General features: G+C 55.1%; 14 protein-coding genes. 6 read left to right on the top strand and 8 right to left on the bottom strand.

The annotated features are described in order from the left end of the window. Nucleotides 1-22 precede the first annotated feature (22 nt). Nucleotides 23-946: an acyltransferase gene (locus GRPL_RS11730; RefSeq protein ID WP_162180085.1), complete on the top strand. Its 924-nt coding sequence runs from the start codon at nucleotides 23-25 to the stop codon at nucleotides 944-946. A gap of 26 nt (nucleotides 947-972) precedes the next feature. Here GRPL_RS11730 and pagP read toward each other — a convergent pair whose 3' ends face one another. From pagP to GRPL_RS11750, 4 genes are all read right to left on the bottom strand, one after another. After that, nucleotides 973-1548 carry a lipid IV(A) palmitoyltransferase PagP gene (pagP, locus tag GRPL_RS11735; protein WP_032695265.1) on the bottom strand — a complete coding sequence of 192 codons (576 nt, stop codon included), beginning with the start codon at nucleotides 1546-1548 and terminating at the stop codon, nucleotides 973-975. Between the two features lie 249 nt (nucleotides 1549-1797). Then, nucleotides 1798-3297: an alpha/beta hydrolase gene (locus GRPL_RS11740; RefSeq protein WP_131063688.1), complete on the bottom strand. Its 1500-nt coding sequence runs from the start codon at nucleotides 3295-3297 to the stop codon at nucleotides 1798-1800. Between the two features lie 569 nt (nucleotides 3298-3866). Next, complete coding sequence (gene dadX / locus GRPL_RS11745; RefSeq protein ID WP_032687020.1) at nucleotides 3867-4937, bottom strand: catabolic alanine racemase DadX; 1071 nt, start codon at nucleotides 4935-4937, stop codon at nucleotides 3867-3869. Between the two features lie 9 nt (nucleotides 4938-4946). After that, nucleotides 4947-6245, bottom strand: coding sequence for a D-amino acid dehydrogenase (locus tag GRPL_RS11750; RefSeq protein ID WP_032695266.1), 1299 nt, complete (start codon nucleotides 6243-6245; stop codon nucleotides 4947-4949). A 321-nt stretch (nucleotides 6246-6566) separates the two neighbouring features. Between GRPL_RS11750 and GRPL_RS11755 the strand changes: the two genes are divergently transcribed. Beyond that, complete coding sequence (locus GRPL_RS11755) at nucleotides 6567-8099, top strand: SpoVR family protein (protein ID WP_004863842.1); 1533 nt, start codon at nucleotides 6567-6569, stop codon at nucleotides 8097-8099. A gap of 56 nt (nucleotides 8100-8155) precedes the next feature. Here the strand turns inward: GRPL_RS11755 and fadR are convergent, their stop codons facing one another. After that, a complete protein-coding gene (fadR, locus tag GRPL_RS11760; protein WP_004863845.1) occupies nucleotides 8156-8875 on the bottom strand; it encodes a fatty acid metabolism transcriptional regulator FadR in 720 nt (239 codons plus the stop codon). Nucleotides 8876-9115: 240 nt separating this feature from the next. Between fadR and nhaB the strand changes: the two genes are divergently transcribed. The 3 genes from nhaB to GRPL_RS11775 all read left to right on the top strand — a co-directional run bounded on the left by nhaB (nucleotide 9116) and on the right by GRPL_RS11775 (nucleotide 11793). After that, on the top strand, nucleotides 9116-10666 hold the full coding sequence (nhaB, locus tag GRPL_RS11765; RefSeq protein WP_032687018.1) for a sodium/proton antiporter NhaB: 1551 nt from the start codon (nucleotides 9116-9118) through the stop codon (nucleotides 10664-10666). Nucleotides 10667-10800: 134 nt separating this feature from the next. After that, entirely contained in the window at nucleotides 10801-11331 is a 531-nt protein-coding gene (gene dsbB / locus GRPL_RS11770) for a disulfide bond formation protein DsbB (protein WP_004863849.1), read from the top strand. A gap of 117 nt (nucleotides 11332-11448) precedes the next feature. Further along, nucleotides 11449-11793, top strand: a complete 345-nt coding sequence (locus tag GRPL_RS11775) for a TehB family protein (protein WP_004863851.1) — start codon at nucleotides 11449-11451, stop codon at nucleotides 11791-11793. Nucleotides 11794-11870: 77 nt separating this feature from the next. Here the strand turns inward: GRPL_RS11775 and ycgN are convergent, their stop codons facing one another. From ycgN to GRPL_RS0125720, 3 genes are all read right to left on the bottom strand, one after another. Next, complete coding sequence (gene ycgN / locus GRPL_RS11780) at nucleotides 11871-12317, bottom strand: cysteine cluster protein YcgN (RefSeq protein ID WP_032687017.1); 447 nt, start codon at nucleotides 12315-12317, stop codon at nucleotides 11871-11873. Between the two features lie 94 nt (nucleotides 12318-12411). Further along, entirely contained in the window at nucleotides 12412-13071 is a 660-nt protein-coding gene (locus GRPL_RS11785) for a fumarylacetoacetate hydrolase family protein (RefSeq protein WP_004863860.1), read from the bottom strand. Between the two features lie 17 nt (nucleotides 13072-13088). Continuing rightward, nucleotides 13089-13370: a YcgL domain-containing protein gene (locus GRPL_RS0125720; protein WP_004863862.1), complete on the bottom strand. Its 282-nt coding sequence runs from the start codon at nucleotides 13368-13370 to the stop codon at nucleotides 13089-13091. 126 nt (nucleotides 13371-13496) lie between these two features. Here GRPL_RS0125720 and minC point away from each other — a divergent pair, with 126 nt between their 5' ends. Continuing rightward, nucleotides 13497-14195: a septum site-determining protein MinC gene (minC, locus tag GRPL_RS11790; protein ID WP_032687016.1), complete on the top strand. Its 699-nt coding sequence runs from the start codon at nucleotides 13497-13499 to the stop codon at nucleotides 14193-14195. Nucleotides 14196-14210 lie beyond the last annotated feature (15 nt).

Here is a 14210-nt window from a genome sequence, read left to right as displayed (position 1 = left end):
TATTATTAAAACGCTGGGATGCATGACGGCGGTCACCTTCTTTACCATCTATAACACCTGGGATCGGTATGATTACGATTATCACTGGATCCTCGGCTTTCTGACGTTTATCTCAACCATCGCCACGCCGCTGTTTTTTGTGGTGGCCGGTTATCTCGATGCTCAGTCCCGGCATAGCGCGAGCTGGCAGATGGGGAAAATTAAAAGCGTGGTGATCGTCTTTCTTTTCTGGATGACGATTTACTACCTCTGGGAGCCCTATCAGCGCGGCTATCTTATCCAGCCGTGGTTTGTCTTCGCCTTTATTGTGATTTATACCTTCCACCCGCTGATCGAGTGGCTAAGCCAGCGAAGAAGGCTCTTCTTCGGCGTGGTGTTTGTATTACTGCTTTTCTCCTATGGTTACGACCTGCTGGCGGCCCTCTATCCCAACGTGCATGCGCTGACCCTGGCGCCGCAGTATCGCCTGTGGACCTGGCTGTTGTTTTATTTAACCGGTCAGCTGTTTAGCGACCCGCTGGTCGTGCGCTGGCTTAATCGCGATAACGTCGTCAAAGCCGCGATGTTTGCTATCCCCTTTATTTATCTTTTCACCTGGTTTTACGAGCGCCATTTCTTTTTCGCCCTGTTCAAGGCCGACAGAAATGCGTTCATTCTCACCGGTTCGCAAATTTATATTCTGGTGGTCGCGCTGGTCATTGCGGCCAACGGCGTGCGTTTTCGCAAAAACAGCGAGTTTAAAGAGAGTATTCTGGCGGCAATCAGCAAAACGATGACCGGGGTTTATATTCTCCATTACTCAATTTTTCATCTCCTGAGCACCCTTATCCCAATCGGTTCGCTGACCACAAAATTAATGCTGATTGCCCTGACGTTTATCGTCTCGGTATTGATTTCCATGCTGGCGTTATCCCACTCCATCACTAAAAAAGTGATCACCCTTTAAATCACCGGCGTCCAGCTGACCCGGGTTTAAAAACCATAGCGGAGCCAGGCAAACAGGACATTGCCGTTATTGTAGGTGCCGGGAATATAGGTGAACTGTACGCTAAGCCGCTGATAGCTCGCGGAAAATAAGGGGAGAATAATCGGTAAGGGGACATAATTAGCAAAATCATCACGGGCGGTGATCCCGGCGGTCACGCCAAGACCAAGGCGGAAATCCTGGCGGCTATCCAGATACCAGCCCTTCTCCCAGCCGTAGCCGACGATAGGCTGCCATTTGTTATGCGAATCCTTAAACATCATGGCATACAGCGAACTCCAGTCGCCATCATCGTGATAGCGAGAGACGCCGAAGCCGCCGCCCCAGGGCATCTCATTGTAGTTATCCGTTTTCTCTTTATCGTAGGTTAAGCGGTTGTGCCAGCTAAGAAACGGCAGATAGAGGTCATAATTTTGCGGCTGATTCCAGGTTTGCGAAACATCGTTTTTGAGCCAGTTCCACCAGCCGCTGATGCGCTGTTCGCCGTAAACATGGTCTTCAGCCTGTACCGCCGTGGCGAAAATAATCAGGGTTGCCCACACTATCAGCCGACAATGTTGCATAGGTTTTTCCTTAAAAAATCACCGGTAACGATTCAGTCCGGGAATAATAAACGCGCTTTGCCAATATCACCGCCGCTAGTTTGCTGGTCACAGGCGTCCCTGATGACAGGGCTATAGTAGCCGGCAAGGCGCTCCCCCAGAGCGATAAACCCTACCATTTCTGAATCAGGACATTCTCACGACGCTCATTGAATCTGGCGTATGCGCCGGTCGGGAAATCAAAGGATGTCCTCGCATTATAATCCCGATTCAGGGAGAAGGCGGGACAGCGCCGCGAATATGTTGCTGAATACGCTCCATCATAAATGGGAAGAACGGGTTGGAGGTGACGCGCATCAGCGTATCCAGCCCTACGCTGAGGGTTGAGGTCTCTCCGCGTAGCGAAATGGTGCCGATACTAATGCCGTAAAGGTTCTTCTCCGTCGGCTCGCGACCGTACAGGGAGTCGGTCATCGGGAATGGCACCGCGACGTGCGAGAGCGAATACATATCCTGCGGCCACGCCATGTTCAGCCGCGTCACCTGCTCCTCTTGCGCGCCTGCTGGCGTGGTACGAGCGACGGTATCATACGTGGTGGGCGAGGCATTGGTAATCACCGTCGTGCGATAGCGCCGCGGCGCTGGCGGCAATAGCGTGCTGAGCGCAGAGTAGACCGCGGGTCGAAACAGCGCGCGCAAATTCGCCGCCTGGTTGATATCAAAAATCACCAGTTCACTGCCGTTTTCCGGCAAATAACGATACAGCGAATCCACCACGGCCCTGGTGCTGACGGTGGAGTCCATCACCGACTGAAAAGTCAGCACCGGAGCAAGCGCTGCGAGCCGCTGGCTGCGGGAATCCTGGACAATTTTCTCCTGCAGCGCCTGGGTTAACAGCCACGACTGTCGGGCCGCCTTCACCGGAAAGGAATTGTATTTATAAGGATTAAACTCGGGGACCACGTTCAGCCATGCCGCCCGCGCAAAAGCAGGAAACACCGCCGGTAACCCCGTCAGCCCGGCAAAGCGGGCAAAAGCGGTCACCCCAATCATCGGCGACAGCAGGACTATCTGCTGCGGCTGAGACAAGGTCTTATCATCCAGCGCGTCGAGCGCATATTTCAGCGCCAGCGCGCCGCCGTTGGAATAGCCGATAACATGCAGCGGGACGTTCGCCCCGGCCAGGCGGGTCGCTTCGCGTACCGCCAGTCGCGTTGTCGCCATCCACTGTTGCCAGTCAACGGCGGTCAGCGAACCCGGCGCAGTACCATGCCCCGGCAGCCTCGGCACAACGGCAACGAACCCCTGCTGCTGGTAGGCCTTTGCCAGATAGCGCACGCTGTACGGCGAGTCCGTCAAGCCATGAAGTAACACCGCGGCGCCGCGCGGTGTCCCCTCCGGCAGCAGCACAAAGGAGCGATTCCAGTCAGGCTGAAACTGTTGCGGGTAGACCTGGCTTTGGGCATAAAACCGATTAAGCGGCGTTTTTTGATCGTCAGGAAGCGTATTGGTCAGCTGAATTTTCATCTCGTGAAAAATCGCGTCTTCTCGCGCCAGATAGCCCGCGAAGGTCGAGCGGTCAATCTCCGCTGTCGACATTTCATCAGCAGACCAGGTATGCCACGGATGTAGTGCTGGCCCACGCTGCGTTTCGTAAATACGCCCGGCAATAAAAACGGTAATAACGATAAGCAGGCCAATGGCTATTTTTTTCCCCAGCGAGGCCACTTTTAAGCCAGCTTTAATCAGGGGGCGGGTAAATCTCATCATTGGCATCTCGCTGTCCGTGTTGGGTTCTGTACATGACGACCGTTGGCTCGCTGGGGCATTGTAGTCAGGTGCTGGACATTGTTTCCAGAAGTAGTCGGTTGCTGATTTTTACTGCCTGCGCTGAAGACGGCAGTCAATGACCGCGCCACAAGCGGGAGTGTCGGGATGGATATCGCCAACTCGGTCTGCCATGCGTCCGGACGTTTGAGGGCTCAATCCCGTGGAACAGGCATCTCTCGGTTTGATGTCCGTCATGTTATCCGCCCGTTCGGGCCATCCACGCCTCTGGCGATGGCAGCCTGCGTTAAGCAGATCGTAGCAGGCAACGGAATCGAATCAAGAAGCCAGGCAGGCACGCTGTATTGCTGGCAGACCTTCGGCGGTCGGAACGAGGCGTACAGGGCGAGGATGCGCAGCGGGCGGGCGCCGCCGACATACGGCTGACGCGGGGGTTTCCCCGGTTTACCACCGGGCCGGTTTTTCCGACTACCGCAAGCGGAAAACCAGAATTCCAGTCACTGACTGCAATTCTGGCTCATCAGACCGGCGAATAGCGCCGTCCAGGCAAGTTACCCGGTCACCACCGGAACGCGGGGCGCCAGCGCGCACATCAGCTCATAGCCGACGGTGCCGCAGACGCTGGCGACATCGTCAATTTTGATCTCTTTGCCCCACAGCTCTACCGGCGCACCGATCCCGGCCTGTGGGCAAGGCGTTAAATCGACCGCCAGCATATCCATCGACACCCGGCCCACCGTGCGGGTCCGAACGCCGTCAACCAGCACCGGCGTACCGTCCGGTGCCACGCGCGGATAGCCGTCGGCGTAACCGCAGGCCACAATCCCAATGCGCTGTTCGCCGGATGCCCGATACAGGCCGCCGTAGCCCACCGCCTCTCCCGCCTTCAGGTTCTGCACGGCGATGATTTCGCTGCTCAGCGTCATCACCGGCTTGAGGCCGCTATTGGCGATATCCTGCCATTGGCCGGAAGGCGAGGCGCCATACAGCACAATCCCCGGCCTCACCCAGTCGAAATGGGCTTCTGGATGCCACAGCGTCGCCGCGGAGTTAGCCAGCGAACGCCGGCAATCCAGCCCTTCCGCCGCCTGCTCGATACGGCGCATCGGCTCAATAATGCCCTGCGGATTTTCCGCATCGGCAAAATGCGACATCAGCGTCATTTCGCTGACGTTGTTCAGCGCCCGCAGCTGCTGCCAGACGGTATGAATGCGATCCGGCATAAAACCGAGGCGATTCATCCCGCTGTTAACCTTGACGTAGATATCCAGCGGCGCGTGGAGTTTGGCCTGCTGAAGCGCCTTAATCTGCCAGTTACTGTGCACGCTGGTGGTCAGGCGGTACTTATCGAACAGCGCCAGCTCATCGGCGTGGAAGAAACCCTCCAGCATCAGAATCGGCCCTTTCCAGCCGTGCTCGCGGAGCAGGATCGCCTCTTCAAGGTTGAGCATCGCGAAGCCATCAGCGCCGCTCAGCGCGCTCCAGACGCGCGACAGGCCGTGACCATAGGCGTTGGCTTTCACCACCGCCCACAGGCGCGAGGCGGGGGCCGCACGCCGGACAATCTGCAAATTCTGCCGCAAGGCCGACAAATCAATGCTGGCCAATACAGGACGGGACATGAAGACTCCTTAGTTATGAACGCCGTGCAGATGCTGAGCGCGTGCCGGAGTAAAGCCGGGGCTATAGCGCGCGACGGCCAGATCATCGTACGGAATGGCCGGTGTACGGCCTGAGATCAAATCACTGAGCAACTGTCCGGAACCGCAGGCCATGGTCCAGCCCAGCGTGCCGTGCCCGGTGTTCAGCCACAAATTCTTATACGCTGTACGGCCTACCACCGGCGTACCGTCCGGCGTCATCGGGCGCAGCCCGGTCCAGAAGGTGGCCTGCTCAACGTGGCCGCCGCGCGGGAACAGATCGCGGACCACCATCTCCAGCGTTTCCCGGCGCGGCTTCAGCAGTTCTTTATTAAAGCCGACGATTTCCGCCATCCCGCCCACGCGGATACGCTGGTCAAAGCGGGTAATGGCGATTTTGTAGGTTTCATCAAGAATAGTCGAAACCGGCGCGCCGTCCTCCTCGGCAATCGGAATGGTCAGCGAATAGCCCTTCAGCGGATAGACCGGAATGTCCACCAGCCCTTTCAACATCGCGGTAGAGTAAGAACCAAAGGCCATCACATAAGCATCGCCTTTGATTATTTCAGCGCCGCATTTCACGCCGGCAATCTGTTCGCCTTCATACAGCAGCGCGTCCACCGGCGTATTAAAGCGGAAGGTGACGCCCGCCTGCTCCGCCATCGCCGCCAGGCGCGTGGTAAACAGCTGGCAATCGCCGGTTTCATCATTGGGTAGACGCAGGCCGCCGGTCAGCTTATGGCTGACTTCGGCCAGCGCGGGCTCCACTTCCAGCAAACGTTTCGCTTCCAGAAGCTGGTACGGAACGCCGGCATCTTCCAGCACGGCGATGTCGCGGGTGGCGTTTTCATACTGTTTTTCCGTACGGAACAGCTGCAATGTGCCGCCCTGGCGGCCCTCATACTGGATCCCGGTGCTCTCACGCAGCGCTTTCAGGCAGTCGCGGCTGTATTCCGCCAGACGCACCATCCGCCCTTTGTTCTCCATATAATGGCGGGTATCGCAGTTGCGCAGCATTTGCCACATCCACTTTAGCTGGAACTGAGTCCCGTCAAGCCCGATAGCCAGCGGCGCGTGGCGCTGGAACATCCATTTGATGGCCTTCAGCGGCACGCCTGGCGCCGCCCACGGCGCAGCATAGCCCGGGGAAATCTGCCCGGCGTTAGCGGCGCTGGTCTCTTCCGCCGCCCCGGGTTGACGGTCGATAACCGTCACTTCATGACCCGCCTGGCTTAGATACCATGCACTCGCAACCCCAACTACCCCACTTCCCAGTATGACGACTCGCATAGCGACTCCGTAATAGTTAAAGAACAATCATCTGATTACAAATTGATAACTCAGTTGAAAATATTATTCAACATACGCTTTATTTATGGTGACTTAACTCACAGCAAACCGCACCAGCACTGACCCTATAGATTTACTATCTCCTGCTGCGCTTCATTTTTACTCAGAATAATATTCTGATGGTTCGGGTAAATAAGGCCTTTAAGATTGCGAAATCGCGAAGAAAAGAAATTGTCGGGAGGCGCAGTTTGTCATCCCCTGTTCTATGCTTGATGAGAGGCTTTCCGTACAGAGAGAGCCACCTACAACGAGGGCGCGCTAATGGCTACGATTGATTCCATGAACAGGGACACTACTCGTTTAAGCGATGGACCCGACTGGACTTTTGAACTGCTGGAAACCTACCTTGCCGAGGTTGACCGGGTAGCGAAGCTATACCGTCTCGACACCTATCCGCACCAGATCGAAGTCATTACTTCCGAGCAGATGATGGATGCCTATTCCAGCGTCGGCATGCCCATCAACTACCCGCACTGGTCGTTCGGTAAAAAGTTTATCGAAACCGAGCAGGCGTATAAGCACGGTCAGCAGGGGCTGGCCTATGAGATTGTGATTAACTCCAATCCCTGCATCGCCTACCTGATGGAGGAGAACACAATCACCATGCAGGCGCTGGTGATGGCCCATGCCTGCTACGGTCACAACTCTTTTTTCAAAAACAACTATCTGTTCCGCAGCTGGACCGACGCCAGCTCGATCATTGATTATCTGATTTTCGCCCGCAAATACATTACCGACTGCGAAGAGCGCTACGGCGTTGATGAGGTGGAGAAGCTCCTCGACTCCTGTCATGCCCTGATGAACTACGGCGTCGATCGCTACAAACGCCCGCAAAAAATCTCGTTGCAGGAGGAAAAAGCGCGGCAGAAAAGCCGGGAAGAGTATCTGCAAAGCCAGGTGAATATGCTATGGCGCACTCTGCCGAAGCGGGAAGAAGAGAAGACCATTGAGTCGGCCCGCCGCTACCCTTCAGAGCCGCAGGAGAACCTGCTGTACTTTATGGAGAAGAACGCGCCGCTGCTGGAGCCGTGGCAACGCGAAATCCTGCGTATCGTGCGCAAGGTCAGCCAGTATTTTTATCCGCAGAAGCAGACCCAGGTGATGAACGAAGGGTGGGCCACCTTCTGGCATTACACGATCCTCAATCACCTTTATGACGAAGGGAAAGTGACGGAGCGCTTTATGCTGGAGTTTCTGCACAGCCACACCAACGTGGTATTCCAGCCGCCCTATAACAGCCAGTGGTATAACGGGATTAACCCGTACGCTCTGGGCTTCGCCATGTTCCAGGACATTAAGCGTATTTGCCAGTCGCCGACCGAAGAAGACCGCTACTGGTTCCCGGATATCGCCGGCTCTGACTGGCTGGAAACGCTGCATTTCGCGATGCGTGATTTCAAAGACGAGAGTTTTATCAGCCAGTTCCTGTCACCGAAGGTCATGCGCGACTTCCGCTTCTTTACGGTGCTGGATGACGATCATAATAACTACCTGGAGATCTCCGCTATCCATAACGAGGAGGGGTATCGGGAGATCCGCTCGAAGCTGTCCGCCCAGTACAACCTCAGCAACCTCGAGCCGAATATTCAGGTATGGAGCGTCGATCTGCGCGGCGACCGCTCATTAACGCTGCGTTATGTGCCGCACAACCGCGTCCCGCTGGATAAAGGGCGTCGCGAAGTGCTCAAGCACGTCCATCGTCTGTGGGGGTTTGATATCCTGCTGGAACAACAAAATGCCGATGGCAGTATCGAACTGCTGGAGCGTAGCCCGCCGCGCCAGAACGCGCTGTAAAACGATGAAAAAATGCCCGACAGCTTGCCGGGCATTTTTTATAACGTCGGTGTCCTTTAACGCATGCCGATGACTAAATCACCCGACATGGTTTTCTGCATCCGGTGCCAGATCTCGCCGCTGTCGTGGCCGTAACGACGGACAATCTCGTAAACTTTCTCGTGCAGCCCCTCTTCGCACACTTTCGCCAGCTGATGATAGAAGCCCAGCGCCAGGCTGCGCGCTTCCGGATTGGCAAAATAGTGACGACCGATGCGAGTGTACAGCCCTTTCATTCCGTTGAGGATCAGGCCGTAAATCGGGTTACCAGAGGCGAACGCCAGGCCGCGGAAGATGTTGTAATCCAGCTCGGCGAACGCGTCGGCGTGATCTTCGACTTCCCGCGCGCTGGCAAGCACTTCCAGCGCATTGTCAGGATGCTGACGGAACGCGGTGCGGATGAAGATGGTAGAGATATTGGTACGTACCGACAGCAGGTTATCGATCAGCTGCGGAACGCTGTCATGATCAAGACGCGCCAGAGTTTCGAGAATATTCAGCCCGGACGTTTCCCAGAAATTGTTCACCTTCGTCGGCTTGCCGTGCTGAATCGTCAACCAACCATCACGGGCCAGACGTTGCAACACTTCGCGTAAGGTGGTGCGGGTCACACCAATGAGTTCAGAAAGTTCACGTTCGGCGGGGAGGATGGTGCCTGGGGGAAAACGATTATTCCAGATACTCTCGATGATGTACTCTTCCGCGAAACCCGCAGGGCTTTGCGCCTTAATGACCATAATTAGATTTCCATTACACAGCGTTGCAAATTCCACTCATCATACCAGAGCCGCTATAGAGCAGATAGCGTCAGAAAGTAATTAAAAGGGGATCGCCGTTTCATTTTCAACTTTTCGTTACCCCCTGCCATCGCGCGAACGCGAGGCGAAGTAAGTTGCTTCCCGTTTTGCTCAACTGGTAATCTTGTAAATAGTTACACGTAAAATTATGTCATTAATTTGACGGGAAGGAAGTCTGTCGTGGAAATGTCTTATGGCCGCGCCCTGTGGCGCAATTTTCTTGGCCAGTCCCCTGACTGGTATAAACTCGCTCTCATCATTGTTTTGATCGTTAACCCTCTGGTTTTTCACCTCAATCCGTTTATTGCCGGCTGGATGCTGGTGGTGGAATTTATCTTTACCCTCGCCATGGCGCTCAAGTGTTACCCGCTCCTGCCGGGAGGCCTGCTGGCGATTGAGGCGGTGATGATCGGCATGACCAGCCCGGAACATGTCCGCGAAGAGATTGCCAGCAATCTGGAAGTGCTCCTGCTGCTGATGTTCATGGTGGCGGGGATCTATTTTATGAAGCAGCTGCTGCTGTTTATCTTTACCCGCCTGCTGCTGGGGATTCGCAGTAAGATGCTGCTGTCGCTCTCTTTTTGTCTCGCAGCGGCCTTCCTCTCCGCCTTCCTCGATGCGCTGACCGTTGTGGCGGTAGTGATCAGCGTCGCCGTTGGCTTCTACGGCATCTATCACCGCGTCGCCTCCGCGCGCCCGGATGATAACGATATCCTCGACGATAGCCACATCGACCAGCATTATCGTGACGTGCTGGAACAGTTCCGCGGCTTTCTGCGCAGCCTGATGATGCATGCGGGCGTCGGGACGGCGCTCGGCGGCGTAATGACCATGGTGGGCGAGCCGCAAAACCTGATCATTGCCAAGGCGGCGGGCTGGCACTTCGGCGAGTTCTTTTTGCGGATGGCTCCGGTGACGCTGCCGGTGATGATCTGCGGCCTGCTGACCTGCCTGCTGCTGGAGAAAACCAAACGGTTCGGCTACGGTGAACCGTTGCCGCCAGTCGTACGTAAGGTGTTACAGGAGTTCGACGATCGCAGCCGTCAGCAGCGCAGCCGTCAGGATCGCCTGCGGCTGATTGCGCAGGGGATTATCGGTATCTGGCTGGTGACCGCGCTGGCGATGCACCTTGCTGAAGTGGGGCTGATCGGTTTATCGGTGATTATTCTGGCGACGACTTTCTCCGGCGTCACCGACGAGCATGCCATCGGCAAAGCCTTTACCGAGGCGCTGCCGTTCACCGCCCTGCTGACCGTATTTTTCGCCGTGGTTGCGGTGATCATCGACCAGCACCTGTTTACGCCGGTGATTCAGTTTGTCCTCCAGGCATCACCGCACGCCCAGCTGTCGTTGTTCTATCTGTTTAACGGGTTACTGTCGTCAATTTCCGACAACGTCTTCGTTGGCACGGTGTATATCAACGAAGCCCGAACGGCGCTGCAGAACGGCGTTATCAGCCTGCCGCAGTTTGAACTGCTGGCGGTGGCGATCAATACCGGCACCAACCTGCCTTCCGTCGCCACCCCTAACGGCCAGGCGGCGTTTCTTTTCCTGCTGACCTCCGCGCTGGCGCCGCTGATTCGCCTTTCCTATGGTCGTATGGTGTGGATGGCGCTGCCCTACACCATCGTCATGACCCTGGTGGGGCTGCTGTGCGTTGAATTCGCATTGATGCCTGTCACCCAGTGGATGCTCGATAACCACTGGCTCATCACGCCGTCACTTCCTTAAATTAAGCTCCGGTTATCCGCCTCCGTCAGGCGGATAACCGCACTTCTTTTATGTAATATTTTCCAACAAGCTGCTGGCGTCGGTACGGTTTTCGTTTACACTGCCATGATTTGGCATGTTCCAGGGAAATGACTATGTTGCGATATTTAAACCAGTGCTCAAGGGGACGCGGAGCCTGGCTCCTGATGGCGTTAACCGCTTTTATCCTTGAATTAGTTGCGCTGTGGTTCCAGCACGTGATGTTGCTGCAACCCTGTGTGATGTGTATTTATGAACGTTGTGCATTATTAGGCATTATGGGCGCCGGTATTGTCGGGGCTATCGCGCCAAAAACGCCGTTACGCTATGTGGCGCTGGTCATCTGGCTGTATAGCGCGCTGCGCGGTCTGCAGCTGGCGTGGGAACACACTATGATTCAGCTGCACCCTTCCCCGTTTCAGACCTGTGATTTCGCCGCGCGTTTTCCAACGTGGCTCCCGCTGGATAAATGGATCCCGCAGATGTTCGTCGCCAGCGGCGACTGCTCCGTTCGTCAGTGGGAATTTCTGACGCTGGAGATGCCACAGTGGCTGGTAGGGATCTTCGCCGCCTATCTGATCGTGGCGCTGCTGGTGCTGATTGCTCAGCCTTTCAAACCGAAAAAGCGCGATCTCTTCGGCCGCTAAGTTAGTGGTAAAAAAACGCTCCTTCAGGAGCGTTTTTTTTTGCCTGTCGATTGACGACGACAGATCAAAAGATGCATATTAAATACATTTTTTTATCTGTCCACTAAGGAGCTGACGATGTCTCACCTGCGTATTCCTGCTCACTGGAAAGTTAAACGCTCCACCCCTTTTTTCACCAAACAGAACGTCCCCGCCGCCCTGCTCAGCCACCACAATACCGCCGCCGGCGTTTTCGGTCAGCTGTGCGTAATGGAAGGAACCGTCACCTATTATGGCTTTGCTGACGAACAGGCAAGCGAGCCGGAAGTCAAAGTGGTGATTAACGCCGGCCAGTTTGCCACCAGTCCGCCGCAGTACTGGCATCGCATCGAGATGAGCGATGACGCGCAGTTCAATATCAATTTCTGGGTTGAAGAAGAGAGCCATGGCGAAAACGGGCTGTTTCACGCTAAGAAAGCCTGACCCAGCCGCTCAGATACCGTGAAACACAAAACCCGCCTCGCGGCGGGTTTTAGCAAACGATAGCAAGCATCAACGCTTCACTGCGCCCAGTCGGGCTTATTCAAAATATGGTCCTGCCAGTCGCGCACCGTCTCTTCTTTAACCGCAATATGGCGTACGGAGATGCGTTCGCCATGCATCGCCGCTTTCGAGCCGCTCAGCAGCGGGTGCCAGTTTGGCAGAGGCTTCCCTTCTGCCAGCAGGCGATAGGCGCAGGTCGGTGGTAGCCATTCGAACGTAGGCAGATTATCGCGGGTCAGCTTGATGCAGTCCGGCTCATACTCGAAACGTCGTTCATAGTTCCGGCACTGGCAGGTTTTAATATTTAACTGACGACAGGCGACGTTGGTGAAATAGATCTCATCCGTATCCTCATCCATCAGCTTATGCAGGCAGCACTGTCCGCACCCGTCGCACAGTGATTCCCACTCCGCGTCGGTCATTTCATCAAGTGTTTTTTGCTGCCAGAAAAGTTGTTCGCTCATAGGGGATATCCGTCATTGCCATTCAGGGTGCACCTTATAACCAGTCTGGCACGCTGATGCAAGTTTTGCCGCCCGCAAAGGCGGCAAAAGGACGTTACAGTACGCGGGTGGAGAGCGTCAGACCATTAAAGCCGACTTCCAGCTCATCGCCGCTGCTCAGCGGCCCGACGCCTTCTGGCGTGCCGGTCAGGATGATATCGCCGGCTTTGAGCGTAAAGAAACGCGACATATAGGCAATCAGCGGGACGATTTTATGGATCATATCGGCCGTTGTTCCCTGCTGACGAACGTCGCCGTTCACTTTCAGGCTCAGCGGCGTATTTTGCGGGTCGCTATGAAATTCCGCCGCCGGAATAAAACCGGAAACCGGGCAAGAATTATCAAAGCCCTTGGCTTTTTCCCACGGCTGGCCGGCCTTTTTCATCTTACCCTGCAGATCGCGCAGGGTAAGATCCAGCGCTACGCCGTAGCCCGCAATCGCTTTCAGGACGTGCTCTTCCGTCGCCTGGCGCAGCGTGCTGCCAATCAGCACCGCCAGTTCAACTTCGTGATGCACCGAACCCAATCCCTCGGGGAGCACCAACGGCTGGCGGATATCGCATAGCGCCGTCTCAGGTTTAATAAACAGCACCGGTTCTTCCGGCATTGCACTGCCCATTTCCTTAATGTGGTTTGCATAATTGCTGCCCACGCAAACGACTTTACTTACCGGATAATCCAGTAATGCTCCCTGCCAGTTATGATGTTGGTACATTATTTCCCCTCGGTGGGTTAATCAGATTTATTCCCCTGTTCCGCCAGGTGTTTCTTAAGTAGATTCTCAGTCGGAGGAGGAAGTTGGAGATAATAGCCCTGATCAATCAGGGACTGTTTGACTTTTTCCAGATCGGCACCGGCAAGCTTTTTCCGTCCGTCGAGCGGTAACAGCATGGTCATCTGCGGCGTGCCGAAGCTTGCCATCAGTTCGACAGGAACGCGTGAGAAATCGTCCCTTTTTTCGACATATAAATAGGTTTGCTCACGTTTAGTACTTCGATAGATCACACAAAACATAGTTTTACTCGGAATTAGACCCGTGGTCACTTGCCTCAATATATGAGTGACTATAACATGCCTTTTAGTCTTCGGAATATCACCGCACTTCGGCAGGTGATAAACAGCAAATTGAGTAAGGCCAGGATGTCAAATACGCCAATCGAACTTAAGGGCAGTAGCTTCACCTTATCTGTCGTTCATTTGCACGACGCAAATCCCGAGGTTATTCGTCAGGCGTTAGAAGACAAGATCGCCCAGGCTCCCGCTTTTTTACGTCACGCTCCGGTCGTTGTGAACCTCAGCAATGTCGAAAACGACGTTGACTGGCGCCCTATGCACGAAGCCATTGTCAGCACCGGTTTACGGATTATGGGCGTGAGTGGTTGCAAAATCCCGCGGCTCAAAACGGAAATCGACCGCGCCGGGATTCCTTTACTGACGGAAGGGAAAGAGAAAATCCCCCGCCAGGCGACGCCAGAGCCGGTCGCGCCGCCGCCAGTTGTTAATCCGATCACAAAAACGCGTTTAATTGATCTGCCGGTACGTTCCGGTCAGCGCATTTATGCACCAAACTGTGATCTGATTGTTACAAATCATGTGAGTGCCGGTGCGGAACTTATTGCCGATGGTAACATCCATGTTTATGGCATGATGCGGGGACGCGCACTCGCGGGCGCAGGCGGCGACAGAGAAGCGCAAATATTTTGTTCACACCTCACGGCGGAACTGGTTTCCATCGCAGGGGAATACTGGCTGAGTGATAATATCCCGGCCGAATTTTATGGCAAAGCGGCCCGCCTGCGTCTGGGTGATACCGCTTTGACTATTCAACCGTTGAGTTAGTCCCTTTTTAACAAG

Origin of the sequence: Klebsiella planticola ATCC 33531 (genome assembly GCF_000735435.1) — a bacterium.
Classification (GTDB): Bacteria; Pseudomonadota; Gammaproteobacteria; order Enterobacterales; family Enterobacteriaceae; genus Klebsiella; species Klebsiella planticola.
Note: the sequence above shows the minus strand (reverse complement) of the source record. Positions and strands in the feature narration are given on the sequence as shown.

Coding starts and splice junctions, on each gene's coding strand:
- GRPL_RS11785 (WP_004863860.1), bottom strand. CDS start 13,071: ATGTACCAACATCATAACTGGCAGGGAGCATTACTGGATTATCCGGTA.
- GRPL_RS11740 (WP_131063688.1), bottom strand. CDS start 3,297: ATGATGAGATTTACCCGCCCCCTGATTAAAGCTGGCTTAAAAGTGGCC.
- GRPL_RS11755 (WP_004863842.1), top strand. CDS start 6,567: ATGGCTACGATTGATTCCATGAACAGGGACACTACTCGTTTAAGCGAT.
- pagP (WP_032695265.1), bottom strand. CDS start 1,548: ATGCAACATTGTCGGCTGATAGTGTGGGCAACCCTGATTATTTTCGCC.
- GRPL_RS11750 (WP_032695266.1), bottom strand. CDS start 6,245: ATGCGAGTCGTCATACTGGGAAGTGGGGTAGTTGGGGTTGCGAGTGCA.
- GRPL_RS0125720 (WP_004863862.1), bottom strand. CDS start 13,370: ATGTTTTGTGTGATCTATCGAAGTACTAAACGTGAGCAAACCTATTTA.
- minC (WP_032687016.1), top strand. CDS start 13,497: ATGTCAAATACGCCAATCGAACTTAAGGGCAGTAGCTTCACCTTATCT.
- GRPL_RS11775 (WP_004863851.1), top strand. CDS start 11,449: ATGTCTCACCTGCGTATTCCTGCTCACTGGAAAGTTAAACGCTCCACC.
- ycgN (WP_032687017.1), bottom strand. CDS start 12,317: ATGAGCGAACAACTTTTCTGGCAGCAAAAAACACTTGATGAAATGACC.
- fadR (WP_004863845.1), bottom strand. CDS start 8,875: ATGGTCATTAAGGCGCAAAGCCCTGCGGGTTTCGCGGAAGAGTACATC.
- GRPL_RS11730 (WP_162180085.1), top strand. CDS start 23: ATGACGGCGGTCACCTTCTTTACCATCTATAACACCTGGGATCGGTAT.
- dsbB (WP_004863849.1), top strand. CDS start 10,801: ATGTTGCGATATTTAAACCAGTGCTCAAGGGGACGCGGAGCCTGGCTC.
- dadX (WP_032687020.1), bottom strand. CDS start 4,937: ATGTCCCGTCCTGTATTGGCCAGCATTGATTTGTCGGCCTTGCGGCAG.